Source organism: Mesorhizobium sp. M0340 (assembly GCF_040321535.1).
GTDB lineage: Bacteria > Pseudomonadota > Alphaproteobacteria > Rhizobiales > Rhizobiaceae > Mesorhizobium.
In genome coordinates, this window is record NZ_JAMYRR010000017.1 from 1 (window position 1) to 26,616 (window position 26,616).

Annotated in this window: 21 protein-coding genes and 4 pseudogenes; 8 read left to right on the plus strand and 17 right to left on the minus strand. The window is 61.4% G+C overall.

Features of this window, described 5'->3' with window-relative positions:
* Positions 1 to 135: 135 nt before the first annotated feature.
* Both NKI79_RS22525 and NKI79_RS22530 read right to left on the minus strand, forming a co-directional pair.
* Positions 136 to 2,256: a ParB/RepB/Spo0J family partition protein gene (locus tag NKI79_RS22525; RefSeq protein ID WP_352804582.1), complete on the minus strand. Its 2,121-nt coding sequence runs from the start codon at positions 2,254 to 2,256 to the stop codon at positions 136 to 138.
* A 235-nt stretch (positions 2,257 to 2,491) separates the two neighbouring features.
* Positions 2,492 to 3,433 carry an ArdC family protein gene (locus NKI79_RS22530; protein WP_352804585.1) on the minus strand — a complete coding sequence of 314 codons (942 nt, stop codon included), beginning with the start codon at positions 3,431 to 3,433 and terminating at the stop codon, positions 2,492 to 2,494.
* Positions 3,434 to 3,947: 514 nt separating this feature from the next.
* On the opposite strand from NKI79_RS22530, the gene NKI79_RS22535 reads away from it, so the two are divergent.
* Positions 3,948 to 4,361, plus strand: coding sequence for an excisionase (locus NKI79_RS22535; protein WP_352480741.1), 414 nt, complete (start codon positions 3,948 to 3,950; stop codon positions 4,359 to 4,361).
* Positions 4,358 to 5,326: a tyrosine-type recombinase/integrase gene (locus NKI79_RS22540; protein ID WP_352804588.1), complete on the plus strand. Its 969-nt coding sequence runs from the start codon at positions 4,358 to 4,360 to the stop codon at positions 5,324 to 5,326. The genes NKI79_RS22535 and NKI79_RS22540 overlap by 4 nt, the downstream gene beginning before the upstream one ends.
* Before the next feature lie 585 nt (positions 5,327 to 5,911).
* Here the strand turns inward: NKI79_RS22540 and NKI79_RS22545 are convergent.
* The 9 genes and pseudogenes from NKI79_RS22545 to NKI79_RS22585 all read right to left on the minus strand — a co-directional run.
* Positions 5,912 to 6,252 (minus strand): annotated as a pseudogene (locus tag NKI79_RS22545) (cyclic nucleotide-binding domain-containing protein); the annotation flags it as partial.
* A gap of 354 nt (positions 6,253 to 6,606) precedes the next feature.
* Entirely contained in the window at positions 6,607 to 7,677 is a 1,071-nt protein-coding gene (locus NKI79_RS22550) for an ABC transporter ATP-binding protein (RefSeq protein WP_352804591.1), read from the minus strand.
* Positions 7,677 to 8,465, minus strand: a complete 789-nt coding sequence (locus NKI79_RS22555; RefSeq protein WP_352452724.1) for an ABC transporter permease — start codon at positions 8,463 to 8,465, stop codon at positions 7,677 to 7,679. Before NKI79_RS22555 ends, NKI79_RS22550 begins: the two co-directional genes overlap by 1 nt.
* Positions 8,465 to 9,334, minus strand: coding sequence for an ABC transporter permease (locus tag NKI79_RS22560; protein ID WP_352804593.1), 870 nt, complete (start codon positions 9,332 to 9,334; stop codon positions 8,465 to 8,467). The genes NKI79_RS22555 and NKI79_RS22560 overlap by 1 nt, the downstream gene beginning before the upstream one ends.
* Positions 9,335 to 9,394: 60 nt before the next feature.
* Complete coding sequence (locus tag NKI79_RS22565) at positions 9,395 to 10,456, minus strand: ABC transporter substrate-binding protein (protein ID WP_352804596.1); 1,062 nt, start codon at positions 10,454 to 10,456, stop codon at positions 9,395 to 9,397.
* Positions 10,457 to 10,495: 39 nt separating this feature from the next.
* Positions 10,496 to 11,479 carry a PfkB family carbohydrate kinase gene (locus tag NKI79_RS22570; protein ID WP_352804598.1) on the minus strand — a complete coding sequence of 328 codons (984 nt, stop codon included), beginning with the start codon at positions 11,477 to 11,479 and terminating at the stop codon, positions 10,496 to 10,498.
* Positions 11,476 to 12,531, minus strand: a complete 1,056-nt coding sequence (locus NKI79_RS22575) for an ADP-ribosylglycohydrolase family protein (protein WP_352804601.1) — start codon at positions 12,529 to 12,531, stop codon at positions 11,476 to 11,478. The genes NKI79_RS22570 and NKI79_RS22575 overlap by 4 nt, the downstream gene beginning before the upstream one ends.
* A gap of 3 nt (positions 12,532 to 12,534) precedes the next feature.
* Positions 12,535 to 13,260 (minus strand): GntR family transcriptional regulator, encoded by a 726-nt coding sequence (locus tag NKI79_RS22580; RefSeq protein WP_352804604.1) that lies wholly within the window; start codon positions 13,258 to 13,260, stop codon positions 12,535 to 12,537.
* A 221-nt stretch (positions 13,261 to 13,481) separates the two neighbouring features.
* Positions 13,482 to 13,709, minus strand: coding sequence for a hypothetical protein (locus NKI79_RS22585; RefSeq protein ID WP_352804606.1), 228 nt, complete (start codon positions 13,707 to 13,709; stop codon positions 13,482 to 13,484).
* 372 nt (positions 13,710 to 14,081) lie between these two features.
* Between NKI79_RS22585 and NKI79_RS22590 the strand changes: the two genes are divergently transcribed.
* Positions 14,082 to 14,549 (plus strand): hypothetical protein, encoded by a 468-nt coding sequence (locus NKI79_RS22590; RefSeq protein ID WP_352480617.1) that lies wholly within the window; start codon positions 14,082 to 14,084, stop codon positions 14,547 to 14,549.
* An 85-nt stretch (positions 14,550 to 14,634) separates the two neighbouring features.
* On the opposite strand, the gene NKI79_RS22595 is transcribed toward NKI79_RS22590, so the two are convergent.
* A complete protein-coding gene (locus NKI79_RS22595) occupies positions 14,635 to 14,889 on the minus strand; it encodes a hypothetical protein (RefSeq protein WP_254818584.1) in 255 nt (84 codons plus the stop codon).
* A gap of 450 nt (positions 14,890 to 15,339) precedes the next feature.
* Here NKI79_RS22595 and ligD point away from each other — a divergent pair, with 450 nt between their 5' ends.
* A complete protein-coding gene (ligD, locus tag NKI79_RS22600; protein ID WP_352804608.1) occupies positions 15,340 to 17,133 on the plus strand; it encodes a DNA ligase D in 1,794 nt (597 codons plus the stop codon).
* Between the two features lie 422 nt (positions 17,134 to 17,555).
* Here ligD and NKI79_RS22605 read toward each other — a convergent pair whose 3' ends face one another.
* Positions 17,556 to 18,119: a GGDEF domain-containing protein gene (locus NKI79_RS22605; protein WP_352509967.1), complete on the minus strand. Its 564-nt coding sequence runs from the start codon at positions 18,117 to 18,119 to the stop codon at positions 17,556 to 17,558.
* A gap of 347 nt (positions 18,120 to 18,466) precedes the next feature.
* Positions 18,467 to 18,803, minus strand: a pseudogene (locus NKI79_RS22610) (PIN domain-containing protein); the annotation flags it as partial.
* 593 nt (positions 18,804 to 19,396) lie between these two features.
* On the opposite strand from NKI79_RS22610, the pseudogene traG reads away from it, so the two are divergent.
* The 4 genes and pseudogenes from traG to NKI79_RS22625 form a co-directional block, all read left to right on the plus strand.
* Positions 19,397 to 20,812 (plus strand): annotated as a pseudogene (gene traG, locus NKI79_RS22615) (IncP-type conjugal transfer protein TraG); the annotation flags it as partial.
* Positions 20,806 to 22,227, plus strand: a pseudogene (locus NKI79_RS22620) (transketolase-like TK C-terminal-containing protein); the annotation flags it as partial. The pseudogenes traG and NKI79_RS22620, both read left to right, overlap by 7 nt.
* Before the next feature lie 205 nt (positions 22,228 to 22,432).
* On the plus strand, positions 22,433 to 22,783 hold the full coding sequence (locus tag NKI79_RS33295) for a hypothetical protein (RefSeq protein ID WP_502901918.1): 351 nt from the start codon (positions 22,433 to 22,435) through the stop codon (positions 22,781 to 22,783).
* An 86-nt stretch (positions 22,784 to 22,869) separates the two neighbouring features.
* Positions 22,870 to 23,325, plus strand: coding sequence for a Ros/MucR family transcriptional regulator (locus tag NKI79_RS22625; RefSeq protein WP_352804612.1), 456 nt, complete (start codon positions 22,870 to 22,872; stop codon positions 23,323 to 23,325).
* Positions 23,326 to 23,455: 130 nt separating this feature from the next.
* Here NKI79_RS22625 and NKI79_RS22630 read toward each other — a convergent pair whose 3' ends face one another.
* From NKI79_RS22630 to NKI79_RS22640, 3 genes are all read right to left on the minus strand, one after another.
* Positions 23,456 to 23,629 (minus strand): Fic/DOC family N-terminal domain-containing protein, encoded by a 174-nt coding sequence (locus tag NKI79_RS22630; protein ID WP_352480613.1) that lies wholly within the window; start codon positions 23,627 to 23,629, stop codon positions 23,456 to 23,458.
* Between the two features lie 206 nt (positions 23,630 to 23,835).
* Entirely contained in the window at positions 23,836 to 25,068 is a 1,233-nt protein-coding gene (locus NKI79_RS22635) for a Fic family protein (protein WP_352804615.1), read from the minus strand.
* A gap of 913 nt (positions 25,069 to 25,981) precedes the next feature.
* Positions 25,982 to 26,269, minus strand: coding sequence for a hypothetical protein (locus tag NKI79_RS22640; RefSeq protein WP_254818635.1), 288 nt, complete (start codon positions 26,267 to 26,269; stop codon positions 25,982 to 25,984).
* Between the last annotated feature and the right edge of the window lie 347 nt (positions 26,270 to 26,616).

Consider the following 26,616-nt stretch of genomic DNA (forward strand, 5'->3'; position numbering starts at 1 on the left):
AGCTCCAAGCGCGAAGCGCAACTAGCCAGATGCGCGTAGCGCCTCCGGCAGCTGCAGGATCCGGGCGCGGGGGGCGGCCGGCCCGCCCGCCGGCCGGCGCGGGCCCCCCCCCCCCCCCCCCCCCCCCGAGGCGATCTATTCAGCGGCCTTGTGCGGTACGCTGTCTTCAACCCGCACATCGTCGTCTGAGAGGAATTCGGGAAGCTCGTCCCCATAGCCGTCGGCGCCGGCGCTGCTATCAGCGCCAGCACTGCCGTCGAGGTCGAGCAGGCGCAGCGGCTCGGGCAGCCAGCCACTACCGGTCAGCAAGCGTTCGGCTTCCTTCGCCATATCTTCCTTTTTCAGGTGCTCGATCAGCTGCGCGGCCTGTTCGCCCTTCGCCTCTCGCACTGCCTCGAGGATGCGAGACTTGGTGATGCGGCCGAGATAGTTTTCGACTGTCGGTGTCCAGCCGGCGTCAACCATATCGAGACCGACCGCGCGTGCCAGTCGATCAGCTTGCGCGATCCGCTGCCGAACGCCGTGTGCCGAGATAGCGCCGCCATAGCGGTCGCCTTTCTCGTGGAGCGCGTTCAGGCCGTAGCTGACGCAATGGGCGAGCAACGCCTCGCGGCTGGTCTCATCAAGTGAGGCGATCCAGTCCCAAAGTGCATTGTCCTCGGTCGGCAGGTCCGATTTCCAGGCCTCATGGCGTTCAGCCACCGATTTCGCCGAGGGGCTGTCCTTCAGGTCACCTGGCTGCATAGGGAAGAAGACGTGGCGGATCGAGGCCTCAAGGCACCCCGTCGTGGTGCGGTGCTGGAACGTGTCAGTGACCAGCTTGTGCAAGAGCGCTGTCATGGCGACGTGAGGGTTGCCGGCAACGGCATCGCGCAACGCCAGCGTCCGGTGTGCGGTCAACTCTGTCACCAGTCGGTCCGGCAGGGGCTTGACCGCATCGCCCTCGTCTTGCTCGGACTCGACTGCCTGCCCGCCAATGGTGACAACGGCACGGTGCACCGACGAGCCGTCGGCAGCCCCGGATCCGCCGTCCCTTTTTGATTCGTTCGCGCCGTCAAATGACATCGGCGGCACGTCCTCAGGCCGGAGAAACCCGCGGTCGACCGAGAGCAAGCCATCGGCGTCGATGCTGACGAACGCGCCGGCGATGGCGATGTCGGCCGGATCGAACTGCTTTGGGCGCTTGTCGAAATTGGCGAGCGCGGTCTCGATTTCACCGAGTCGCTGATCGACGTCATCGGGCAGCTCGTCAGCACCCTCATATTCGGTTTCAAGCTTGGCATGCTCGGCGTTGAGGGCATCGATGGTAGCCTGCTCCTCGGACGAGAGATCGAGCGGGTTACTCTGCAGCTGATACAGCCCACGCGTTGCGTCGTAGGGGAAGCTGACAGCGACCTCGACCCACTTCCAACCCTCGGCTGCAACTTCCTGGGCAGCCGCCTTGAGCTTCTCGGTAACCAGGCGGTCCAGCAGCGCTGCATCCTGCAGCCAGCCGCCGTCATCCGACTGGAACAGGTCGTGCATCACGATACCACCCGCGGCCTCATAGGCGTCGGTCCCCACGAAGACGGCGCGCTTGTCGGAGGCACGCACCGTCGTTTCGGTCAGCATGCGCCGGATTTGATAGGGCTCTTTCGACCAGGCATCCCTGATCGCCTCCCAGACCTGCTCCTGGCGGGCGCGGTCTTCGGAGACCGTGAAAGCCATGAGTTGCTCCAGTGTCATGCCGTCATCGGCATACACATCGAGCAGCACTGGCGAGACAGAAGCCAGCCTAAGCCGTTGCTTAACGACGTTGACCGGCACGAAGAAGGCTGCGGCAATCTCCTCCTCGCTCATGCCTTTTTGGCGCATGTCCTGGAAGGCGCGAAACTGATCGAGCGGGTGCAGCGGCGCTCGCTCAATGTTCTCGGCGAGCGACACCTCCTCGGCAACGATCGCACTGTGACGAGCGCGCACGACACAGGGCACGAGGGCGGTCTTGGCGAGGCGCTTTTGCTTCACCAGCAGCTCAAGCGCGCGGAAGCGCCGGCCTCCGGCAGGTACCTCAAACATGCCAGTCTCGTTACCGTCGCTGTCGACGACGGGTAAAACGCTGAGGCTCTGGATCAAGCCGCGTCGGGCGATCGAGGCCGCCAGATCCTCGATCGAGATGCCGACCTTGACGCGCCGGACATTGGACTGGGAGAGCACCAGCTTGTTGAAGGGAATGTCGCGCGAGGACGACAGGGTGATCTTCTGAACGGCAGTAGCCATCGGATGTACTCCGCGACGGGCGGCCGAGAGCCTCCCTCTCGACCTCCAAACCCGTCATGAGAATTCCGTCACTCCTCTCCCTCTGATGTGCTCGGCAGCCACGCGACATTTGTCGCGGAGCAGGAGGTCGGCCCTGGCGCTCGGCAACGACTTCGCCGCAGCGGGTCCGGGATCGAGGCAGACTTCGATCACGAACGCATCCGCGGCAAGACGCCGAACTGAAAGCGGGCGGCCATTACGCTGCCTCCCGCCGATCGTCGTCAGCGGCGACTTTGTCGGGCAAGAACCCCAAGAGATAATCCGCAGCCCTGCTCGCCAGAGAGGCCGCGCGAACGATCGCACGGTTATCCTCGCGCAGCACCTCCAGCCACGAGCCGATATAGTCGGCGTGACGCACGGTCGGCGTGATGCCCAGCGAGGCGCAGCAGAAAGCTGCACTTATCTCGGCAACCAGCTCTTCGAAGGCATACTTCTTGGTGCCGAAGGAACCGGACAAATCCCGGTTGAGGCGTGAGGCATGACCGGTGGCGTGCCCGAGTTCATGCAGGGCGGTCCGGTGCCAGTTGATCGGCTCGAAGTAGGCTTGGGGTGGCGGGACCCGCACATAATCGTGGGCCGGAGCGTAGAAGGCGCGGCTGCCATCAACCCGGAAATCGATCCCCGTCTGCTTGATCAGTGTCTCGACCTTTGGCTCGATCAGGCCGGGCAGGGGCGGTTGCGTGGCCATCGCACCATCGTGGGGCAGCCCGTCGCATTGCGCGGCGTTGAACACCGTAAAGCGTTTGAGGAATGGAATCGATCGGGCTTGCTCGCCGGTTTCGTGGGCACGTTTTTTTTCGTCATCGGGCACGAACCGATCGGCGTAGACCACCGTCGTTCCATGCTCACCCTTGCGGACGCTGCCGCCAAGCGCGAGCGCCTGGCGGAAGGTCAGCCAGCTCTGTCCGGAAAAGCCCTGCTCGATAACCGAACCCCAGAGGATCAGGATATTGATTCCAGAGTATTGCCGTTCGGTGGCGGCGTTCTTCGGCATGGCGAGCGGCGCCTTCGCAGCCGCCGTTCCCCATGGCTGAACCCAGGGCAGGCGACCGTCCTCCAGCTCACCGATTATCTTGTTGGTGATGTCGTCATATAGGCTGGCCCGGGTCGGGGCAGCTTGGTGCCGATGCTTGGTCATTGCGAGTCTCCGCGCCGGGCGCTGGGAGCCTCTCTCCCAGCCTTCAACCCGTCAGTGCGCCAAGCGCGGTCCTCTAACTCTGATGGACTGGCAGGAAGACTTCGGTTGCCGACCAACTCCGAGGTGGGAGGCACCGTCCGAAACCGCAGCGTGAGGTGATCAGCAGAACCCCCTAACCCGGGCGCGCGGCAGTAGGCCCAGGAGACCCGGCAGTTAGCCCATAGAAACGAAGCAGCACGGATAGCTGAAGAGCCGTTTCACCGGCCACGGAAGTGGGGAGCTAGCCACAAGGCTCGTGGAGTGCGCGTCAGGGCAATCGTTCCGATTAGCAGGTCAAAGGAGCATCTTTGCCGCAGCCGCTGCCGTTGGAGCTTTTCGCAGCAGCATATTTAAAGAAAGATCGCGCGGCAGAGCATCTGAAATGGCGAGATAGAAACGTGCGCTCAATGAGACCCGCGATCGGTCTGTTTTCAGGCCAAACGATCGGGTCCTAGAGATTGGCTGAGGGCTCCGTTTGAAAGTTCCCGACCAATTCGACGAGACCACGCCTCTGCGCGTCGAGATTGCAGCACGAATTGCCTTTCCCGATGGCTCGTTGGGCGCTGCGGGCCTGCGCAAGGAACGTAACGCCGGTCGACTTGAAACGGAGCTAATCGCCGGAAAGGAGTACGTCACCTTGCTGGCGATCGCCAAAATGAGGGAACTATGCCGCGGACGTCGAAAGGGCCACGCATCGTCTGGCGGGACGAAAGCCGGAAGAAAGACGGAACGCTCCGAAACAAAGCTGGATGGTTTATCCGCGATCGAACAACGTTCATCAGCGCTGGCAGCAGCGAAAAAGGCCGTCCAGGACCTGAAGCTGAAAAGGCGCTCGCGGCCTACATCGCCAGCAAGTACCACCGAGCGCGCGGTGCCGAAGATGTCTTGATAGCCGATGTCGTCAGCGTTTACCTGAGAGAGGTTGCACCGAAGCATGCCGCGCCGGAAGAGACGGCGGCTCGGCTGGACAAGATCCTCGATTTCTTCGGTGAAAAGACGCTCGCCGCTATCAATGGCAAGCTTTGCCGCGACTACGTCGCGTTCTGTCCCACCGAAGCCGCTGCGCGCCGCCAACTCGAGGATCTTCGTGCGGCCATCAACTACTACCGCAGGGAAGGCCACACGACTGCCGCACCGACGATTGTCCTGCCTGACAAGGCCGGTGCGCGCGAGCGCTGGTTGACGCGCAGCGAGGCGGCCGCCCTCATCTGGGCCGCGTGGCGTATGAAGCAGAAATGGAAGGGCCGGGAGAGCGACCGGCGTACCGGACGACACCTCGCCCGCTTCATGCTTGTCGCGCTTTATACAGGAACGCGCTCTGCCGCAGTCTGCGGTGCCGCCATCCGTCCAACCAAAGGGCATGGTTATGTGGACCTCGACCGCGGCATCTTTTACCGCCGCGCCGCTAGCGCAAAGAAGACCAAAAAACGCCAGCCGCCTGTGCGCTTGCCCGACAGGCTTTTGGCGCATCTCCGCCGCTGGGCGTGCACAGATCTCGATATCAGGACCAAGGCGCGCGGCAAGAGCGCAAATACTGGTCGTAAGATATCGCAAGACTTTGTGGTGGAGTGGAATGGAAAGCCGGTGGGGTCGGTCAAGAAGAGCTTCAGGAGAGCTCGCGACGCAGCCGGCCTCGGTCCCGACGTCACTTCGCACACGCTTCGCCACACCGCTGCGACCTGGCTGATGCGGGCCGGCGCCGACATGTGGCAGGCGGCGGGCTTTCTCGGCATCACCGTGGATGTTCTGATCGATACTTATGGCCACCATCATCCCGACTTCCAGGCAGACGCCGCCGAGAAGATCGCGAAGAAGCACGTTGCGCCAAGGCGACGAAAACCTCCCTCGGGATAGGTGACGATGAAAACGTGAAGTCGGCGCGGTGGCACCACAGGTTCCCCACACAAAGCCCGAAAGGAAATGCAATCATTGCGGAGCGCGCGTGACGAAAGAGCCCAGAAACCTGCGGCTTTGCCTGGTAGCGCACATCGTTCGGGACGATGGGGTCGCAGATTCAAATCCTGCCACTCGCACCCCCCGCTCAAAAAAGGTTTTCTTCGGCACGATGGGTAAAGACCTGCGAGCACTCGCGTCCGGCACGCTCGACGAGATCGCCGGGAGCGGGCACAGCGCGATCGAGGGGACGGATCAAGTGCCCGGCTACGTAGCGGGCCTGCTCCATATGATGTCTTGCTGCCCGTCGCGTCGATAGGGACGCCGGGGAGCGCAGCTCAGTGATGCATCAGGCAGAGAACATCGCGATAAGCGCCGTCGCCGTGGGATCTGGCGTCCAGCGCCAGCTCCGCGTCTTTGGCAACATAGCCGACGAATTTTGGTCAGTTCCGCCAAAACTATGAAAAATGGTCCTATTCCATGAAAATTGATGCCACACGATTCTAACACATTGCTGAAGTCGACAAAGTAACAATTCCGCCACCGGCTGATATTTGCACCAGTGGCAAAGCGGACGACGCGCACACCCGTGGCATTGATGGCTTCGGCGAGAAATGATGGGTGATGTCGGCTTCGAAGCCCAATGTCTCTCCCGCCAGATGGAAGGTGCTTATCTGCCTGCGACCGTCCGCAAGCAGGCGGTAAATACGGACGCCGCCAAACTCGACCTGACAGAAGGCTCCGGCCTTTTCACCTTGGGCACAGATTTCCGAACCGGAGGGAAAGAAGCTGACCGGCTGTAGCGATGTCGGATCGAACGCCGCAGGCAGGCTCGACTGCAAAGAGTGTGACGGCAGCGAAATTCTGGAGGTCGATTGGGCGTGCATGGCTGTTTTCCCGGTTGGTCCGTGACACAGCAATCGCGCGAATCCGCAGACCGCGAAATTCGGTTATGTCCCTACGGGGAAATTACCTAGCGCAGAGGCGCTAGCGGTCTGGCCCAATGCTGCACAGGATCGTCAGGCCGTTGGGAGCAATGCAGAACGGTTTTCGGGGTACCATGCACGATCCGGGAGAGAAGAGGGCGCCGGATTGACACCATCCAAATACACCGACCGATCCTGTCGCTCAGGGAAATTGAGGCGCCGACCTCAACCAGGAATGCTGCAATCTTTTTGCCTCACAAACGCCCTGCCATCCACACTCCCCATCTGAGTCGGTCAGTGGTGCATCTTGGCCTGCTACCCCGACACGATCGAGACCGTGCTTTCCGGCGACCAACGCAGCACGACATCCTGACCTTCCGGCAGCCTGACGGCACCGGTGTTCAGCACAATCACCTTGAGCGTCTGGCCAGCACGCTCGACAAAGTAGGTGCTGCTATTTCCGGCGAAGATGCGCTTCGACACCTGGCCTCGCAGCACATTCGTATTGGCCGCATCCGTAGCCTCGGCATCATCAGTGAAGATGCGGATGCGTTCGGGCCGCACGGCGCAGCTTGCCTTGGCCCCAGCGGCAAGCTTGGCACCCGAGCCGACGGCAATCGCTGTGCCGTCCGGCAGCCGAATACCCTTGCTCGTGCTTTCGCCGCGAAGGATGTTGGCGTCGCCCAGGAAAGTGGCGGCAAACTCACTCTTCGGCCGATTGTAGATCTCCTCGGGCGGGCCTTCCTGCACCAGCTTGCCGTCTCGCAGAATGCCGACGCGGTCGCTCATCGTCAGCGCTTCTTCCTGGTCGTGGGTGACGAAGATTGTGGTAATGCCGATCTCGCGTTGGATGCGCTTGAGCTCGAGCTGCATTCCGACGCGCAGCGCTTTGTCGAGAGCGCCGAGCGGCTCGTCGAGCAGAAGTACACGCGGCTTGGTGATGATGGCGCGAGCGAGCGCCACCCGTTGGCGCTGGCCGCCGGAGAGCTGGTGTGGCCGGCGACCACCGAGCTTGCCGAGTTGCACGAGGTCGAGCGCCCCCTGCACCTCGGCAGCAATCACTGCCTTGGGCTCGCCGCGCACGGACAAGCCGAAGGCGACATTGTCGGCGACGCTCATATTGGGAAACAGCGCGTAGTTCTGGAACACCATGCCGATGCGCCGTTTTTCGACCGGCACCCGCTCGACGCTCTCGCCTCCGATCGCAATGCGGCCAGAGTCGGGAAAGTCGAAGCCGGCGATCTGGCGCAGCAGCGTGGTCTTGCCGCTGCCGGAGGGACCGAGCAGGGCGTAGAAGCCGCCGTCGGCAAAATCGATGGAGACATCGTCCAGCGCCTTGTGCGCGCCAAAACTGCGCGACACATTCGATACCTGCACGCCCGCCATTATTTCTCTCCGCCGAATTTGAAGAAACGCGCCGTGAGCAGCATCAATGCCATCGACACGACAATGATGATCGTCGAGACCGCATTGATCTCAGGTGTGAATCCCTTACGGATCGCGGCGTAGATTTCGACCGGCAGCGTCGTTTGGCCGGGCGTCGACAGAAAGTAGGATACGACGAACTGGTCGAAGGACACGGCGAAAGCGAACAGCCCTCCGGCAATGACACCCGGCATGATCCAGGGCAGCGTGACGCGGTTCGTCACCTGCCATTGATTGGCGCCGAGCGAGCGCGCCGCCTCTTCCAACTCGGGCGCGAAGGTCTGCAGCCGGGCCGATACGACGACGATGACATAGGGCAGTGCAAGCGCGACGTGGCCGAGCAGGATGGCGAACAGACCGCGCCCGATGCCGACGCCGAAGAAGAAGATCAGCATCGCCGTGCCGGTAATCAGCCACGGAATGGCGATTGGCGGAAACAGCAGCGCCTGCAAGAATTTTTTGCCGCGAAACTCATAGCGGTAGAGCGCCAGTGACGCCGCGGAGCCAAGCACCACGCAAATGATGGTGGTGATGACCGCGATCTCGAGGCTGTTCCAGGTGGCTGAGATGAGCTGGTCGTTCTGCCACAGCGAGGCATACCATTCCGTCGTCCATTCGAACGGCAGCTGATAGAAGGGCGAAACGTTGAAAGACATCAGCGCCATGATGATGATGGGCACATAGAGGAAGGCGAGCAATAGCCAGATGTAGAGGCGGCCGAGCCATTCGAGGACCCGTGTCGTCGCCATCACGTAGCCCTCCTCAGCACCGGCGAGGCAACCGCCAGGATGACCAGCACGACGGCCAGCAGGATAAAGGAGAGCGCAGCACCCAGCGGCCAATTGAACACGGCGACGAACTGGTCCTCGATGACAGTGCCGTAAAAGGTGCCGGTACGGCCGCCAAGTATGCGCGGCTCCATGAACGAGCCAACGACCGGGACGAAGATGAGGGCCGCGCCAGCCACCAGCCCCGGCATCGACAGCGGAATGATGACCCGCTTCAGCATCTGCAGCCGCGAGGCGCCGAGCGAGCGCCCGGCCTCGATCAGCGAGTCATCGATGGCCTGCAGGGTCAGGTAGCAGGTCAGCACCATGTAAGGCACGTAGGAGTGCACTAGCCCGATGATGACGGCCGGATAGGAATACATCAGGTCGATATTGATCTTGAACGGCAGAGCGGCGTTGAGCGCGGTATCGAGAATGCCCCCTTCGCGCAGCACCATCGCCCAGGAGAAGATGCGCACCAGCCCGTTCGACCAGAACGGCAGAATCACGAGCAGGAAAATCGCCTCGCGGCTACGACCTTTCAGCACCTTGGCCAGCACATAAGCGGCGGGATAACCGACGATGATGCACCACAGCGTCACTTCGAGGCCGAGGCGCAGCGAGGCGAGCAGAAGCGTCAGGTAGAGGCTCTGCGAGAAGAAGGCGGCATAGTTTTCGAGCGTGAACGCCCACGGCTTCCCCGACAACGGCAGCTCGGTCATCAGAGAGAAGAAGACCATGGCTGAGAGCGGCAGGAAGATCGCAACCGCCAGCCAGAGATAGGCAGGCGCCAGCAGCGGCAAGGCCGATCTCAGCCCGCTGCGCGACGCGGCTGCAACCTGTGCTGCCATGACATCCTCCCAGGGAAGGATCAGCCGACATATATGATCGGCTGATCCCGCTTTCTGCTGTTACTTCACGTTGACCTTGAGCTGCTGCCAGAGCGACAGATAGGCTTCGCGCTGGGCGTCTGTGATCGGCGCCTGGAACTGAATGCGCTTGGCAACTGCCGGGTCACCCATCACCTTGCGGTTGAACGCATCCTCGGGAAGTGCTTCCACGGCCTTGGTATTGGCAGATACCGGGGCTCCGACCTTGGTGACCCATTCGACATAGAACTTCGGGTCGACCATGTAGTTGATGAAGGCCTCGGCGCCGGCGACATTCTTGGAACCGACGGGAATGGAGAAGGCGTCGAGCCAGGCGACAGCGCCCTCCCGCGGGATCACGAGCGAGACTGGCAGCTTGAAATGGGTCTTGGCGCGGTCGGCCGAGCCGCTCCAATAGGTGCCGATGTCGATCTGGTTAGAGGCAACCATCTGGTTCCAGTCGTTCTCCGAGCTCCAGAACGTCTTGATCTGCGGCATGAGCGAGGTGAGTTTCGCCTTGACCGCCTCCATGTCCTTGACATCGTTGATGTTCTGGCCGGTGGCAATGGCGCCGAACTGCACCGCCTCGACGGCATCGTCACGGATGGTGACGCGGCCCTTGTGAGCGGGATCCCACATTTCAGCGATGCTCGTTGGCGGCTTGTCGAAGGACTTGTCGTTGATGGCGAGCGCCGTCAGTCCCCAGACCCACGGTACCCCATAGACCTTGCCGTTATGGACAAGCATCGGCGAACTCGCCTTGTCCTTGCTGATGTCGGCATAGTTCGGCAGCTTGGATGTGTCGATCGGCTGGATCAGCTTTTCCGCCATTGCCTGGTCGTTGAAGGCGGCGTTGATCATAACGACGTCGTAGAGGCCGGGATTGGTCCTGAGCTTGGTCAGCATTTCCTGTTCGGAATTGAAGAAGTCGTTGACGACCTTGTTGCCGGTCGCCTTCTCGAAGGCCTCGATGGCCCACGGCTCGTCGGCGCCGTAGCCCTTCCAGTTGAGTACGTGCACCTCGTCGGCGTTTGCGGCAAATGCAAGTGCGGAGGTGAGGACGGCGGTCGCCGTCAGCAGGGCAGTCAAGTCGGGCATGCGCATGTTCGTTCCTCTCTGTGTTTGCCCGCTTCCCGGGCTTTGTCAGGCTGTCGGGCGTTTGGCCTCTTGCTTCCGGCCATGGAGGCCGATCGGCGGACCGCCATGGCTCAGGAATGTCTGGATCTCGTGGTCGGTCGGCGCTGATGAACCACCGTGGCGGGTGACGGAAATGGCCGCCGCCGCATTGGCGTAGTGCGCTGCCGCAAAAGGCGGCATGCCGCGCGCCAGCGCACTGACGAAAGCGCCGATATGGGTGTCGCCGGCGCCATTGGTGTCGAGGGCGGCGACCTCGAAGCCGGCAATCGTTTGCGCCGAGCCGTCGGCCAGCCGCACATGGCAGCCTTTCGCGCCAGCACGAATGACGACGCCAACGGCCTTAGGGGAGTGGTCACTTAGCAGCCGTGACGCGAGTGTCTCGACGGCGCCCGGACCGGCAATCGCGGCCGCTTCCGTCGTGTTGCAGCTCAACCAGGTAGTACGGGCGAGTATCCGCGACAGGATAGGGTGGGGAATGTCGGTGATGACAGGTGTCGGGTCGAGGACAAGCGGTGTGTCGGCCGGAAGCGCCTCGATCCAGCCGGTGAGCGCGTCGCGGCTCTTGGGATAGCTCAGCGTATAGCCTGACGTGAACACCCAGTCGTCTGCAGCGACCACCACGGGCGCCAGCATGTCGAGGCTGAGTACGCTTTCAGCACCCGGCCAAGACACGAAGGTGCGTTCGGCATCGCTCGAGATCAAGGCGACGCAATGGCCGCTGTCCATCATGGGCGATGGCGGGGTCATAGTACTGATACCCTCGGCGTTGAAGGCGCTGCGCAGGAAGTCGCCATTGGGTCCGCTGCCGAGTTGGCCGCCGAACACCACCTTCATGCCGGTGCGGCTGGCCGCGACCATCATGTTGAAGCCGCCGCCGGCGACTCGTGCATAGCTCGACGCAGTCTTCTCCGTGCCCGGGGCCGGCAAGGCATCGATGCGGTAAACATAGTCGACCACCGCGCTGCCGACATGGACGAGACGCCCTCTCATGCCGCCGCATCCTTGCCGCCACTGCCCTTGTCCACACGGCCTTTGGACATCCGCGCCACAACAAGGTCGGCGGCGAGCGCGCTAACCTCCGCTATGTCGATACCCTTGAGGTCTGCGATGCGGTTCTGAGGCAATCGGGAAAAGCCGGTGCAGGCACCGGCCATGCCGGCCGCGATGGCGCCGATCGTATCGGTGTCGCCACCGAGATTGGCACTGATGACTGCCGCCTGCCAAGGGTCACCACCGGCGACTTCCAGCACTGCGAATGCAGCCGGAACCGACTCCTGGCTGGCGACGCCGGTGCCGACCAGATCGATGATCAGCCGGATCGCGTCCTTCGTCGCCTTGCCGCGCACAAGCTCCTGCGCCCAAGTAATGCGCGCAGCAATGTCACCGCCGGTCGCCCAATGGCCGAGTGTCGCCCCTCGTCTCGCTCCCGTGATGGCGTTGTCGGAAGCGGCACGCCAGTCACCGCCAGCGACGCCGCGGCTGATGGCGGCAGCGACCGCTGCGGCCGAAGCGATTGCGATCGACGTGTTGTGCGTCGCCATGCAGGTTTCGGCCACTTTGGCGACCAGCGCGTCAAGCGGCTCCAGCGGCATCATGATACCTACTGGCGCGATGCGCATGGCCGCACCATTTGTGTCGCCACTGCGCCCCGCTTCCTCGGCAGGCATACCATTGTTGATGGCGTCGATGGCGCGTTTGGTCGATGGTCCCAGCAGATCGTAGCTGCCGCGCGCCTTGACGTGGCGCTCCCAGTCGAGCAGCGCGTTGACCCACCGCGCATGGTCGAACCGGTTACCGGATTCGACCAAGATACGGCCAAGCAGAAGCGCCTGTTCGGTGTCGTCGGTGATCGTTCCGGCCGGGAGCCCCTTCGACACCGGATGGTCGGCGAAAGGAGTAATGAAGCCTTCGACATGGCCGTAGAGTTCGGCAATCCGCGCCGGCGACAAAAGCTGCGTCGGCATGCCCAGCGCATCTCCCAGTGCCCCGCCGACAAGCGCTCCCATAGCCCGATCGGTCGTGTCCCGGGCGTCGTCGGGCATCTCTCAGAACCTCATATGCAGCGCAAAATGCGCCGGGTTGAGCAGGCTGGTCACATATTCGATCGGCCGGTCATCGGCCGCACGCGTCAACCGGCGACCGCGCAGGAACGGCGTGCCTTGCGGGCAGCCGAGGATTGCAGCGTCCTCAGGGTTGAGCATTTCGATCCCGACCCATTCCTCGCCATGGTCGGGAATGAGGCCGGCGCCGCGAAGCGTCTGGTGCAGGGAGCCTTCGCGCAGGCCGCGCAACGGCACGTCCTCCAGTTCGGGCGACAATGGCAGTCGGCTGCGCTCGATGGAAATAGCGTGGCCGTCGCTGGCATTGGTGCGCACCCGGTCGACAGCGATGAAAAACGGGTTTTCTATACCAAGTAGCGCGGCAAGATCAGGGTCCTCGATCACCTCGAGCCGCAGCGTGCGGGTCTCGGCGTTGGCGCCGGCGTTGGCCAGCGCCCGCGACCAACCGATCGAGTCATCAACGGGCTTGCCATCGAAGGTGACGAAAGAGCCGATCCCGACTTTGGTGGTGATCAGCCCGCGGCTAGACAGTTCCTCGAGACCCTTGCGAACGGTGTTACGGCTGACGGAGAAACGCTGGACGAGCTCGTTCTCGCTTTGCAACCGGTCGCCGAAGCCCAGAACACCGGAGCGGATTTCATATTCGAGGACGGTGGCGATCTGTTCTGGCTTGCCCGTGCCGGGAGACAGTTGAACCGAACGCCGCTTCATATAAGTACCTGTTCAATGAGCCTGTATAATCCTGTTCACATCACCGCAAGCTTGTCAACGAGGTGACGAATCGCGGTCACTATGCAAGCCGTTTCTAAGCTGGTCGCCCCAGTCGCGTCCCCTGCATTCCCCGATGTATGCAGTAGGGACGAGGGCCTCCTTGAGGCAGATTTGTGGCTGCTTTGATCAGTTGTGACGGCGCCCCGCCCGCGGCAGAATATTTAGCCTATTCGACTGCCGCCCGCGCCGGGTGGATCTATCTTGACCAGACGTGCTCTGGCCTCGGCCACTCGCCGTTGTGCAGACCTAATCCCCCCGCACAGCGCGATATTAATGCCGACGCCGCAGCTTTTGTTCAGCATTTCTTTTGCACGCTGGAGAGACAGCTCCGCTCGTTTAACGCCCTGCCTGGCCTTGGCCAGCTCGATGTTCAATAGATCGACCATCATTCCGGATCCGAGAAGTCCCTTCGGTTGTTAACCGGCCCTGGTCGCATTGGTTCCAGTCGGATCGGCAAAGGCTTGGACGCGAGGACACGTAAGCCATGGGTTACCGGCCAAGGCAGAAAATCTTGCCGTCGATGCATGCGGCGGCGTCTGGCTGGGCCAGCCGCAGCTCATTAACGGCGGCTCATCGCAAATGGCCAAGGTGATGGCCGAGTATGAGTTTGGAGCAGATCGGCGTTAAGCTGCCTGTCGTGCGGCGCCGCCCGTGTCTACGACTGCACAGGTTGCCGATGCTAAGTCGCCTTGGCAAAAAAATCTGCGACCGGGACCCGGCAGGGTATGGACCGGTATATTACTCGATCCTAATTAAACTCCATGAGCCGTTTGCTGCTTAGCTTCGTCTCGTTGTTATTTTCCACCATGCTTCTTTATGCGCAAGAGTGGCAGCCCTTCGGCGTGAAGCAGTTTGGCTTTGTATTCGATGTGCCCCCTGGCTTTGTTCTGACTCAGCGTTCCGACCAGGGGGCAGCTTTTCAGGGCAAAAACGGGGCCTTTCTTGCTGTTTGGGGCGCAAGACTCGGAAAGGCCAGTTTCCGCGCCGAGATAGAGCATCGAATTGTCGAGGACGAAAAGGCGGGCTGGAAAGTGACCTATCGGCGCGTTAAGCCGACTTGGGCCAGTTATTCCGGCCTCAGGGACGGGCAAATCCGCTATGTACGCGTCATTGCGATCTGCAATGACCGTGCGGCGCTCTTTACGATGAACTACAGCAGATCCGAAAAAATCCCGTACGATCCGATCGTGGTGCGAATGGTGCGATCCCTACGGGCGGAAGGTTGCTAAAGTCAGATCAACAAGCGCGCAGCGACGACTGAGATTTGACGGCCGGTCTCATCCGCTCATAAGTGACAATCACCTGGTTCGGCAGTCAGTTTTCGCTTCGCCGAGATGCATCCGTGCTCTTTCCTGGCGGATCTCCCCTGCCGTCCAACCGGCTCCGGCCGGCCGACCGCCGGAGGGCCTTGATGGCTTCCGCAACCCCCGTGCGATCGTTGTCATTGGCCCGGATCAGGTCGGGAACCTGGTCCACGGCAATACCATTCTGCTGCGCGAAATGCTCCACGTCGAAGTCTTGGCTGGATCCCAGGCGGGCTCGGTCGCGTGTGCTCTTGTCGTCGCCCATGTGGTCCTCCTGGTGGAGCTTCGGATCAATGGCAACGCGGGCAAGCAGCTTTCGTTGCGCTTTTTACAGCCCGCGGCTTCTGGATTGTTTGCTGGTCCGCCGCTATCTTGGGCCTGCGTTCGCCCCATTCTGCCTCCCATCGGTTACTAGGAGCCAGGAGAATTGTGCGATTTAGCTCATCTGAGACGCTTGCGGATCTGAGCTCCTGAGAGAGCAGTTTAGTGGCTTAGTGGCGTCACTAGTTCGCCGTGACGGGCGGTCGCTGCCAGGCTGGTTCGCCGGCCTCCGAAGTGAACTCGCTGATCGTGGCGGCCCGGGGCGGTTGTTGCGGTCGTGAAAGGATTGCCAACTTAGAGAAAATGCCGACGCCAGCCTGAATCCGCAATTTGTTTCGGAACCGATTCGAACCAGCGATATTGATTCAAATCGCAGCGTTTGGAGTGCGCGTGGATGCTAACCGAGCTTGGCCTTGGCCGGCTATCGTTCATTGAGTTCCAAATGCCAACGTTGGTCGACAAGCCGCCCAAGGGCCGCGGGTGGACCCACGAAATCAAATACGATGGATACCGTACGCAGCTGATCATCCAAGAGGGTAGGGTGCAGGCCTTCACGCGAAACGGCTACGACTGGACCGACCGATATGGACCGATCGTCCGGGCTGCGGCCCAGTTAAAGACCACGGAGCGGGCCATCGTTGATGGCGAAGCGACAGTGTTTGGCACCACAGGACGTCCTGATTTCCAGGCGCTACGTCGCGAACTTGGCAAGGCTGAATCGACGAACCTTATCTTCCACGCATTCGATCTCCTCCACCTCGACGGCAATGACCTGCGGGACGTTCCGTTGCTTGAGCGCAAAAGGACCCTGCAACGTTTCCTGAAAGGCGCACCGCCGGCCCTGATCTACGTTGATCATCTGGAAGGCGACGGCCCGACTGTGTTTGAGCACGCTTGCGAAATGGGCCTTGAGGGGATTGTTTCGAAGCGTGCAGATTCGCCTTATCGCTCCGGTCGGCAAGACAGTTGGCTCAAGCTCAAATGCATCAAGAGCGACAATTTTCCGATCGTCGCCTTCGTAGAGAAGCTGGGTGCCAGGCCGCGCAGGATCGCCTCGCTTTACCTCGGCCGCAGAGATGGCAATCGCGTCCACTACGCCGGCAAGGCGCAGAGCGGCTATAGCCTTACCGATGCACGCGAAGTGCGCGAGCGCTTGGACCCGCTAATCGTCGACAAATCTCCGCTCGCGGAGCCGATAGACAAGCCCAAGGCGACGTGGGTGCAGCCGGCCGTTGAGGCCGAAATCCAATATAGCGGCACCACCGATGACGGGCTGCTGCGCGAAGCGGTGTTCAAGGGCCTGCGCGACGATCTGAGCCCGCCGGCCGGCGCGTCATTGGTCTGCAAGAAGCCGCCGTCCAATGAAAGTTCCGGCGTCCCGCGCGAGAACATTCTACAACTGCTGCCCGACGCCATGGTGCCATCGAAAGAGGAGCTGATCCGATATTGGAAGAAGGTGGCGAAGAAGGCGCTCGTCCATCTCGGCCGGCGGCCGCTCAAGCTGGTTCGCCACTCTCACGGGATCACCTTCTATCACAAGGGCAGATTGCCCGACATTCCGGATACCGTGCACCAACTGCGTGTTCAGAAGCGCGAGGGTGGAGAAGGCGTGAGGCTGTGGGTCGATGATCTTGATGGGCTGCTTGGCTTGGTGGAAATAGGCGCTGTCGAGTTGCATCCCTGGAACACCACCGTCGATGATATCGAGCATGCCGACCGGGTTGTCATCGACCTGGATCCTGGCGAAGGCATCGAATGGGAGATGATCGTCGAAACGGCCCTGAAGGTCCGGGACATGCTGCGTTCGGAAGGACTCGATAGCTGGCCGAAGGTGACCGGCGGCAAGGGCCTGCATGTGATGGCGCCTCTGCAGGCCGTGATCACCCACGACGACGCCCGGCAGTATGCCCGAAAGCTGGCACAGCAACTGGTCAGCAAGCACCCCGATCGCTATCTTTTGTCGGCTGCGCCGTCGGCTCGTTGTGGGCGCATCTTTCTGGATTACCTCCGCAACGGCCGCGGCAACACAGCCGTCGGCGCTTACTCGCCTCGAGCCCGTTCAAGCTTTCCGATAGCCGCTCCAGTCACATGGACACAGGTCGAAAAGGGAATTCTGCCAGACGCGTTTACGTTGGAGAGTCCATTTCGGCCGGCGAAAGCCGCCTGGGCCATGCGGAAAAACCGATAGCAATCGCGAAGTGTTAGTCCCATGCGAAGGCCTTAACCGCCGGCGTCACTGCGGCTGCGGCAAGCGTCATTGGGGGCCGTTGGGGTAGATGCCAAGAGACGCCGGCCCAGCGGGTTGGGGTCCGCCGCCTGGAACAATAGCGGGTTTGGAAATTCAGGTAACTCCGTGATCGCGGAAGACGAGCCTTTGCGATCTCGTCCGTTTCGCTCTTCGTCTATCGAGCGCACGCGTCAGGGAAGCGTTCTGTCCAACCACTCCCGCAGGACGATGCCAAAAGTTCCCCTTGGCCATTCTCATTCGGTTGCCCTGTGAGACATACGAGGTGGCTCAGCCGGTGAGACAGCATAAACGGTCGCGAGGAGAACGCGGCCACCTCCGCAAGCTGCTCGCCAGCGCCATTGATCCTATTAGGAGGCTTTAAACTATTCTTGATACACGACGCGGTCTCGTCCTTCCGACTTGGCCCGGAAAAGCGCCAGGTCGGCTGCATTGATGAGATCATGTGGCGTATGGGTCTCATTGGGTACCGTCGTTGCAACACCAACGCTTATGGTCACCCGCTCGGACCCGTGCGGAATGCTCAACTCCCGCACGCTCTGGACGAGCCGCTCCGCGACGGTGCCCGATTGCGCCAACGAAGCGTCGACCATCACAACAACGAACTCCTCGCCCCCATATCGCGCAGCGAGATCCGTAGAGCGATTGCAAGTGCTCTGGATCACACCGGCGACCTGCTTCAGCACCTCATCGCCCGCCATGTGGCCATGGGTCTCATTATAGCGCTTGAAGTGATCTGCATCGATCATCAAAAGCGACAACGGACTCTGCGTGCGGACTGCGCGCTTCCATTCCGCCGCGAGATACTCATCGAAGTAGCGCCGGTTTCCGAGACCGGTAAGGCCTCGCTTGGCCTTGAATTTGCTGTGCCTGATCGAATGCGGGGAATCGTAGCTCGGGGTGGAGAGGCTGACGCGGTCATCTGTCACGCGCCTCGGACCGTAGCGGTAAGCGCAATTCCGTCTCCAATGCCCATTCCCAGCGCCGAGGGACCAGCGGCTTGGCTGCGGGGGGGACTCTCAGCTAGAGGCCGCTGGGCCTCGACGACCAGCGAGCGTAAGAGGAGGCCCTGTGCTGGCTGACAAAACTTGCGCGCTGGGCCACGGAAAAGCATCATTCGAACGAACACTTTCGTCGAGACGAGGAAGGGCAGTGAGCCGGTCGCCGGCGCTTTGAAGCTCTCCGGCAAGCCATGGCGGCGGCTGTGCGTCGACAGAAAACGCCGGATCATTCCCGGCGCGGCCGAGCTGACGATTCCTTGATCGGCATTGCACCAGAGCGCCCCGCCTATTGGATTCACAATCTGAAGTCCCGGCAAAGTCCTTGTCTTTATCCGTTACCACCACACACTCATTCGCACCGGCGACGGCAGCGATGATCATGTCGAGTCCGCTGCGCGACTGGCCGGCCGCTTTCCCCTCTGCCGTCAGCCGTACCCAGATCAGCCCGGCCCTGTCGTCGAGGATACGGCGCGCAAACAGCGCCTTGCGGCCCTTCGGACCCAGAGAGTCATTTCTTGAGTGCGTCGCGCTTGTTGCCCCGCGGCTTCCCGCGGCGGTTTTCAGCAACGGTGAGCGAGGCGATGAACAATCCTCGTCGCGCTGGCTCGACATCCATACCAGGAGCGGTTCCGGGTAGCGCGTCACAGGTCGACCTTACGCCGTTCTTGACGAGGCCGCGCTAGGTCGACTTCGGAACGAACAACAGGGGATGCAAGCCCTGAGGTACCGCCTTTCTGAGGGGCTCTCCAGAAGTCGCTATTTTGGTTGATGGCCGTGCGCAACCTGTCGGCGTCAGCGCCGCCTTCAGCCAGGCGGTTGAGGAGCGGATCAGCCCAGATCGAGATCCCGGCCGACCACCTCGAAGCGCGCAATGCCTCGCTCGGTCAGGCGTCTCCTGTAGTCATCGATTGCGCGCCGTGAGGACTCTTGTTCATTTGGTCGTGTGGAAAATCCGTGTTCTCCAAGAACCGTCGAGGCGTCAGATGCCGTTTGAAGCCGAGACAACTAACTATCATTGGGCGACTAGCGGCTCAACGGCTCCGGAAGCAAGCAGCCCCCGATGCTCGTTCAACATTCGAAGCCGCAGCGAGCAAGTCTTTCCACGTCCGGGTACGCCCTGCTGCTTCGACCGCTCCTTTTGTCTTGCGGATTCAGGAATTCGAGCTTTTGGGTTGTTTCCGATCATCCATTTGGGGAAACGACCGATGCCCGCGAGCAAGGTTTTATGGGGCCAGGTCCTCACCGTCTTTCTGATCGTCATCGCGACAACATGGGGGGCGACACAGTGGACGGCAGGGCGGCTCGGCTTTCAAAGCCAACTCGGTCCACCGTGGTTCGAACTGGCTGGACAGCCCGTTTATCCGCCGCCAGCCTTTTTCTGGTGGTGGTTTTTCTACGACGCCTACGCGCCGGAGGTCTTCCTCGGGGGCGCGGCGATTGCGGCGAGCGGAGGCCTCATGGCGATCGCTGCAGCGATCGGGATGTCGCTGTGGCGGGCGCGCGAGGCAAAGGACACCACGACCTACGGCTCGGCGCGCTGGGCGACGCGACACGAAGTCGAGGCCGCTGGGATGATCGGTCAGGATGGAGTGGTGCTGGGTATGTTGGACCGACACTATCTGCGTCATAACGGTCCGGAACACGTGCTATGTTTCGCACCGACCCGCAGCGGCAAAGGCGTCGGCCTGGTCGTGCCGTCACTACTGACCTGGCCGGGTTCGGCGATCGTCCACGACATCAAAGGCGAAAACTGGGAACTGACGGCCGGATGGCGGGCCCGCTTCGGCCAGGTGCTTCTGTTTGATCCGACCAATGCTGGATCCGCAGCGTACAATCCTCTGCTGGAGGTGCGACGCGGCGAGTGGGAAGTTCGAGATGTGCAGAACGTAGCGGATGTCCTGGTCGACCCAGAAGGCACATTGGAACGTCGCAACCACTGGGAGAAGACCAGCCATGCGCTGCTGGTCGGCGCCATACTGCACGTGCTCTACGCGGAGAAAGACAAGACCCTCGCTGGCGTGGCGAACGTCCTTTCCGATCCACAGCGGCCAATCGAGACAACGCTGCGCGCCATGATGCTGACGCGGCATTTGGGCGACGCCGGTCCGCATCCCGTCGTGGCGTCGGCCGCACGGGAACTGCTTAACAAGTCCGAAAACGAACGCTCGGGCGTGCTCTCGACGGCCATGAGTTTTCTGGGCCTCTACCGCGATCCAGTTGTGGCCAAGGTGACCTCACACTGTGACTGGCGGATCGCAGACCTCGTCGAGGAGACACGGCCGACGACGCTCTATCTGGTCGTGCCGCCATCGGACATCAGTCGCACAAAGCCGCTGATCCGACTGGTGCTTAACCAGATCGGCCGCCGACTGACGGAGGATCTTCACGCAAAGGATCATCGACAGCGTCTTTTGATGATGCTGGACGAGTTCCCCGCGCTCGGCAGGCTCGATTTCTTCGAAAGCGCGCTGGCCTTCATGGCCGGCTATGGCATCAAGTCGTTCCTGATCGCACAATCGCTCAACCAGATCGAGAAGGCCTACGGACCGAACAATTCCATTCTCGACAATTGTCATGTGCGGGTGAGCTTCGCCACGAATGACGAGAGGACAGCCTGCCGCTGGCCGGCCACAAAGACAATCATGCCGGGCTGATGACCAAGGATCAGATGGCAGCCTTTCGCGCTTCGATGTCAATCGATGAGGGGCGGGAGTGGGATCCCTTCGAAGGCTTGGACATCGGCAAGGTTGATCTCCGACGCTTCCTCGATGCGGTGCCTTTCGCCGCGAAAGGCCGACGCCGCCGACACGCCCAGCGCATCCTCGTCCCCGATCGTCTCGGCCCGGAAGCCAAGGGCAGCGTTTCCACCCAGGTCGGCTTCGGTAGGATCCTGGATGAGATTGCACGGGCCGGCGGGCTGCTTGCCGACGCGATCGTCACGACGTCGCCCGATGTCACCGTTTCAACCAATCTCGGCCCCTGGGTCAACCGGCGCGGCCTGTTCGCGCGTCGCTCGCTTGCCGACACGTTCCGTAGCGAACGCATAGCCTCGGCGCAGAAATGGGAATTCGGCCCATCTGGCCAGCACATCGAGCTCGGTATCGCCGAGAACAATCTATTCATCTTGCTGTCGGCGCTCGGGCTGTCTCATTCGATCTTCGGCAAGCGGCTGCTACCGATCGGCACGCTCTACGATCCGTTCATCCAGCGCGGTCTCGATGCGCTCAACTATGCCTGCTATCAGGATGCGCGCTTCCTCCTTGTAGCCACGCCATCCGGAGTCACACTGGCGCCGGAGGGTGGCGCGCATCAGTCGATCGCCACCCAGTTGATCGGCATGGCGCAAGACGGGCTTGCCGCCTACGAGCCGGCATTCGTCGACGAGTTGGGCGTCATCATGCGCTTTGCGCTGGATTATATGCAGCGCGACGGCGACGCCGTGCAGTCGGAGCGTACCTGGCTGCGCGACGAGACCGGCGGCTCGGTCTGTCTACGGCTCTCGACGCGCCCGGTCGAGCAGATCATTCGTCCCATGGAGCCTGAGCTCGAGCAGGACATTGTCGACGGCGGCTATTGGCTGCGGCGTCCGGGTCCGAATGCCGAGGTGATCGTCGCCTATACAGGCGCCGTCGCGCCGGAAGCCATCGAGGCGGTCGGCATGATGGCCGAGGACCGTCGGGACGTCGGTCTTCTGGCCGTGACTTCGGCCGATCGCTTGAACGCAGGCTGGACGGCGGCAAGCCGCGCACGTGAGCGCGGCCTTGTTCATGCCAGAAGCCATGTCGAACGGCTGTTCGCCGACCTTCCAGCCCATTGTGCGATCATTACCGTCGCCGACGGCCACCCAGCGGTACTCGGCTGGCTGGGCTCGGTTTGCGGCCACCGCACGCGCAGTCTCGGCGTCGAGCACTTTGGCCAGTCGGGGACGATTGGCGACCTTTACCGCCACTTCGGCATCGACGCCAATTCCATCGCCACAGCCGCAGATCGCATTGCTGGTGGCCGGCCAATCCGCCACCTGCGCGCGCTGGATTGATGCTGTGAGTCGCCGTCCGGGATCGTCGGCGTAGCCAGCCGCCAATCGCGTTCGTGGCGAAGCGAGGGTAACTCGCCATCGGTGCTGCCAGACATCTGCACGAGCACCTGAAGCGGGAGATTGGCAACTCGGGTTCGCTAACAGCACAGCGCAATTCGTGTTCCTCCCGCACGGTTGACATTCCTCCTTCAACGTCAATGCTGCATTGCAACATGGCCCGAGTTCGGCACGAACGCCTGGCGCGCGGGGCGGACTGGTTCTCAACCTCCATGCGTCACTCGAAACAGGCGACAAGTTCGTGCTGCACGATCTCGCGCCAGGCTCCAAGGTGCGCAAGTACGGAGACGTGATCGGTCGCTTTGCAACTCCGGCCGTCGCAGGCGACCATGTCCATGTTCACAAACTTGAAAGTCTGCGCCGAGTTGAACCGCGCCCGCTTCGAAGCGCACGACGATGCCCGTGCGTGATGAAGTTGGGTCGATCGGCGAGAGCGGGCCGATCGATCTCCTTTTTTGGTTGGCAGGCGTCAGTGCACCGAAGTCGGCCGTTAGAGTAATCTGGCGTCAAACAATCGTTGTTTGCAATTGCGCAAGCCGAGTTTTCCCAATAGGAACGCCAGAGATCAACAAGGGAATGATTTTGATGGACGAAGCAATTTGGCAGAGAAATGCGGATCTTCTAGGACTGACAGCAGATATCGTCGCCGCCTACGTCCAGAGCAACGCAACGCCGGTGGCGGATCTGCCGAATTTGATCGCCAGCGTTAATTCTGCGTTGTCTGGCCTGGCTAAGCCGGTCGCTGCACCCTCACCAATACTTACGCCCGCGGTAAATCCCAAGAAGTCGATCTTTCCCGAATACATCATCAGCCTTGAGGACGGGCGCAAGTTCAAGTCGATGAAGCGCCACCTGGGCTTGCTTGGGATGACACCCGATGAGTACAGAGCCAAGTGGGGTTTGGCGTGGGACTATCCTATGGTAGCGCCCAGCTATGCGGCCCAGCGGTCTGCTCTTGCCAAAGCTGCCGGTCTCGGCCGCAAGGCGGGTGCCAAAACGCCGCCAAAGAAAGCACCAGCAAAGCGCAAGGCCAAGGCCTGACAGTGCATGACAGTCGGGCCAGGCCATCAGGTCTAGATGGTCTTCGCGACAGAGTTGTTGCATGGGTCTCCGGCGCGGCCGAAGTTCTGCTGAGAGATTGGCCGAGGAGCGCCTGACCTGGTTGCCGGACTCATTGGCGAAGCGAACAGCCTACGGTCGTGGTGACGATGTTTTCGATTTCCGAGCTTGCCTGGGCTTCAAGCGGAGGCATCGAGTTGATCAGGACCGCCTGGTTGGGAATGAGCTGTCCGGACACGCACAGTTCCGCCAGTGCTGCTCGCGCCGCGATGCAGGCCTTCAGCACCGCCCTTGTCTCCACATCCTGGCGCGGAGGAAGGGGCGGGAGGTCGCTGTAGGGGCGAAACGGTCGGCCAATCCCCATTCGATCAGCATGTCGGGCGGGATATGTCCTCGACAACGACATGTCGTCAAATCATAGAATCGCAATCCATTGACATAATTGGGCGCCGCAAGCGGCCCTCCCGATGCTGCAACTTGCTACAATTCCACTCAACTGAAAGACAGTGAGGGCGGTTTGGGAACATTGACTTCGGCATCGGTGAAGAGATTCGGAAACAGCCGTTCCCTGAAATCGAGAGGAAAAGCGATCCGCACCGGTGTCTTCGGAGTGTCAGACTTCAGGAAACCGCGGTCGACGAGATCCGATAGCGTGTTCCGTGCCGTGCGCTCGGATGTCTTCAGCACGAAGTTAGCATCGCCGCGGGGCAGCCTACCGTGCCGCAGTACTGCCGCCACCAGATCAGGTGCCCGTTTGTCGTCGACGAGATCCTTCACCAGCGCGCGGTAGCGAGCCTCGAGCCGTCCGAGGTCGAACATCGCGGTCGAGAACCGCACCTGGTCGAGCGCGACTGTCAGGAACCATTCGACGAAATCCTTGAGTGCTGATTCCGAAAGATTTCCTCGGCCGTCGCGGTCGCCCTGTCTTGGGCTGTCGGCGTGATCCATCATGCGCTTGTATTCGCCCCGATCCTTCAGTCCACGAGCGAGACCACGAGATATCGACCACAGGCCATTGCCGCCGATCCCGGCCTTGAGCGCCATGGCGTGAGACATCAGCCGACTGACGCGGCCGTTGCCGTCTGGAAACGGGTGGATGTAATTGAGGCGATGATGAGCTGACGCAATCGCGATGATCCGCAGGCTGGCCTGCCTTTCGGCCATCGCAAACCGTTTCTGGAAATACTCCATAAAGACCACCATCCTGTCAGACGATGGCGGCTGATGGCGCCCGACAACGACATCATGATCTGCGGACAACCGAAACTCGCCGGGCACGATCTCGGCGGCCTTGGTGCCGTCAGGATTGTCGATGAACCGGAATTCCTTTGGCATCCCGTCGTAAAAGGCACGATGAACCCACCGGATGAAATCGATCGAAGTCGGGCTCGGCAGTTCCCCACGCAAACCGAGACCATCAATCACCCTCTGAACTTCGACGTGGGCCTTGGCCTCCAAGGCGAGAGGGCGGCGTTCGGGATCAATCTCGGCTCCGGCCAATGCACTCTCGATATCTCGAGGTCGGGTGTTGTGGCCTTCGATCAAGTTCGAATAGTAAGAATTCATGACGCGCACGAGATCGGCTAGTTCGGCAGCCGATTCCGGATGCAGGCCTCGGCCGAGGTCATCGGCGGCCTTCTGCAACTCGATCGCGAGATCTGCCAGGACGGTCGGTACCGCGTCGCCAAAAAACAGTGGCTCGATGCGGGCTGGGGTTTCAAGCATTATTTGCCGATCTCAATAGTTCTCAATTGCCTGCAATGTAAGGCATTCGAGACCATAAGTCAGCATAATTGCCGATATTGATTGCCGATCTCTCTTGCCGATGCCGGCCGCCGATCGGGAGGCGAACCCGAAATGCCTCAAAGGTCGGCCGGGCAGGGCGCGACTGGAATTACCGATGACCTCAGTGCCATTGGGCTGAGTTGCTCGTTGGTCGGCGCAGAAGGATGTGCCGGAAGGCAGCGGCCTGCCTCCGAGTTGCTCTATGCCTCAGTGGGGCGCGTGAACGCTTTGCTCTGCTAACCCCATGATGGCGAGTGCCAGCATTTCTTGGTAGCTCCATCTTGATTCTCGCTACGCCGCTGAAAAGGGCTTGCCTCGCACAGTGTCAGGCACCGCTTCTGTTCATCCAGAGGCAGGGGCTTTCGCAACGATGTCCTCGGAGCATTCCGCATGAGTGCCCGGCACGGGATCGTTTGCGTCGGCTGTTGCTGGGGCTCAAATTCTTCTTTTCGTCGGAGGCTTCATGAATCGCACTGTAGTGCTGACGGCCAAGCCGTGCAGCCGCATCACATATCTTGCGCTTTCGGCGAGCGGGGGCTCGCCGTCCTCCAGGGGCGACGCGCGCAGGAGCGCAGATCATGGCCTCGAGGCCGAGGAGAAGCAGCGGGTGTTGGAGCGATGTGGAGCACCCGAGCGTATGCCGAAAGGTCGTGACTCATGCGCAGTCCTCCGGTCCGCGCCGCCCAGGGCGTGCCGCAGCACCGTGATCTCTTCGCACCCGGTCGCATCCCGCGCTGCGGCGCCTCGCTCCGATCGGAGCAGATCCCGCCGGCTTTTAAGGCGTGTGGGCCATGCCGGCGCGCGCGAAGATGCTGGACAGATTCGAACGACCAGGAGCGATTCGTACCCGATTCTATGTTCCTTTCACGACTCTCGGCTTAATCGGCCGGCGGGATTGGGCCGCGCTCTCGAGTGTCAAGGCCAACCGCTTCTCGTCCTCGATGGCGCGATCGACTGCCTCGATTTCCTCTTGGAGGACCTTCAGCTCGACTCCGTAGCTGGAGCCGTCGCTGTCGCCAATTTGAAAGCCACTTGCCCGCATTGCGTCGCGAGTATGGTGCACGTTACGGACTCCTTCGCGTCGAGTCGCGACCAGAATTTCCCTGAATTCTCTAAGACGTTCAACGTGATTGCGAGCCATTTGCGTTCTCCTATTTCGTCGTCATCGTCGCTGACGGCGATTCAGCCCGACAAAAACCTACGGCGCAGAAGGTTTAAGCGCCTCTAAGAGATACGCTCGACAGAGCATGAATGCGGAAGGTCAAATTTGAACGTCTTGCAATAGTTTGAAGCACGGCAGCTGGAGAGACGCTTCGACTGAGCGCCTCTGCTGCTCGGCGCTCTTGCTGGTTCCTCCGGCTTCAGGATTGCGAGGGTCCATCTGTGAGCGTGCATGGTCTCATGTCTGGTAAGCGGCGCAGTCACGACTACAGTTGGCAAATCGCCGGATTGGCCCATCACTCCCAACGGCGCGCCTGAGATCGCCCG

Excerpts from the sequence above, each read along its gene's own strand:
- NKI79_RS22575 (WP_352804601.1), bottom strand. The coding sequence starts at position 12,531 with ATGCCCGACGACGCCCGGGACACGACCGATCGGGCTATGGGAGCGCTT.
- NKI79_RS22590 (WP_352480617.1), top strand. The coding sequence starts at position 14,082 with ATGAGCCGTTTGCTGCTTAGCTTCGTCTCGTTGTTATTTTCCACCATG.
- NKI79_RS22565 (WP_352804596.1), bottom strand. The coding sequence starts at position 10,456 with ATGCGCATGCCCGACTTGACTGCCCTGCTGACGGCGACCGCCGTCCTC.
- ligD (WP_352804608.1), top strand. The coding sequence starts at position 15,340 with ATGCTAACCGAGCTTGGCCTTGGCCGGCTATCGTTCATTGAGTTCCAA.
- NKI79_RS22640 (WP_254818635.1), bottom strand. The coding sequence starts at position 26,269 with ATGGCTCGCAATCACGTTGAACGTCTTAGAGAATTCAGGGAAATTCTG.
- NKI79_RS22555 (WP_352452724.1), bottom strand. The coding sequence starts at position 8,465 with ATGGCGACGACACGGGTCCTCGAATGGCTCGGCCGCCTCTACATCTGG.
- NKI79_RS22635 (WP_352804615.1), bottom strand. The coding sequence starts at position 25,068 with ATGCTTGAAACCCCAGCCCGCATCGAGCCACTGTTTTTTGGCGACGCG.
- NKI79_RS22525 (WP_352804582.1), bottom strand. The coding sequence starts at position 2,256 with ATGGCTACTGCCGTTCAGAAGATCACCCTGTCGTCCTCGCGCGACATT.
- NKI79_RS22585 (WP_352804606.1), bottom strand. The coding sequence starts at position 13,709 with ATGATGGTCGATCTATTGAACATCGAGCTGGCCAAGGCCAGGCAGGGC.
- NKI79_RS22580 (WP_352804604.1), bottom strand. The coding sequence starts at position 13,260 with ATGAAGCGGCGTTCGGTTCAACTGTCTCCCGGCACGGGCAAGCCAGAA.
- NKI79_RS22625 (WP_352804612.1), top strand. The coding sequence starts at position 22,870 with ATGGACGAAGCAATTTGGCAGAGAAATGCGGATCTTCTAGGACTGACA.
- NKI79_RS22530 (WP_352804585.1), bottom strand. The coding sequence starts at position 3,433 with ATGACCAAGCATCGGCACCAAGCTGCCCCGACCCGGGCCAGCCTATAT.
- NKI79_RS22560 (WP_352804593.1), bottom strand. The coding sequence starts at position 9,334 with ATGGCAGCACAGGTTGCAGCCGCGTCGCGCAGCGGGCTGAGATCGGCC.
- NKI79_RS22595 (WP_254818584.1), bottom strand. The coding sequence starts at position 14,889 with ATGGGCGACGACAAGAGCACACGCGACCGAGCCCGCCTGGGATCCAGC.
- NKI79_RS22550 (WP_352804591.1), bottom strand. The coding sequence starts at position 7,677 with ATGGCGGGCGTGCAGGTATCGAATGTGTCGCGCAGTTTTGGCGCGCAC.
- NKI79_RS22570 (WP_352804598.1), bottom strand. The coding sequence starts at position 11,479 with ATGAGAGGGCGTCTCGTCCATGTCGGCAGCGCGGTGGTCGACTATGTT.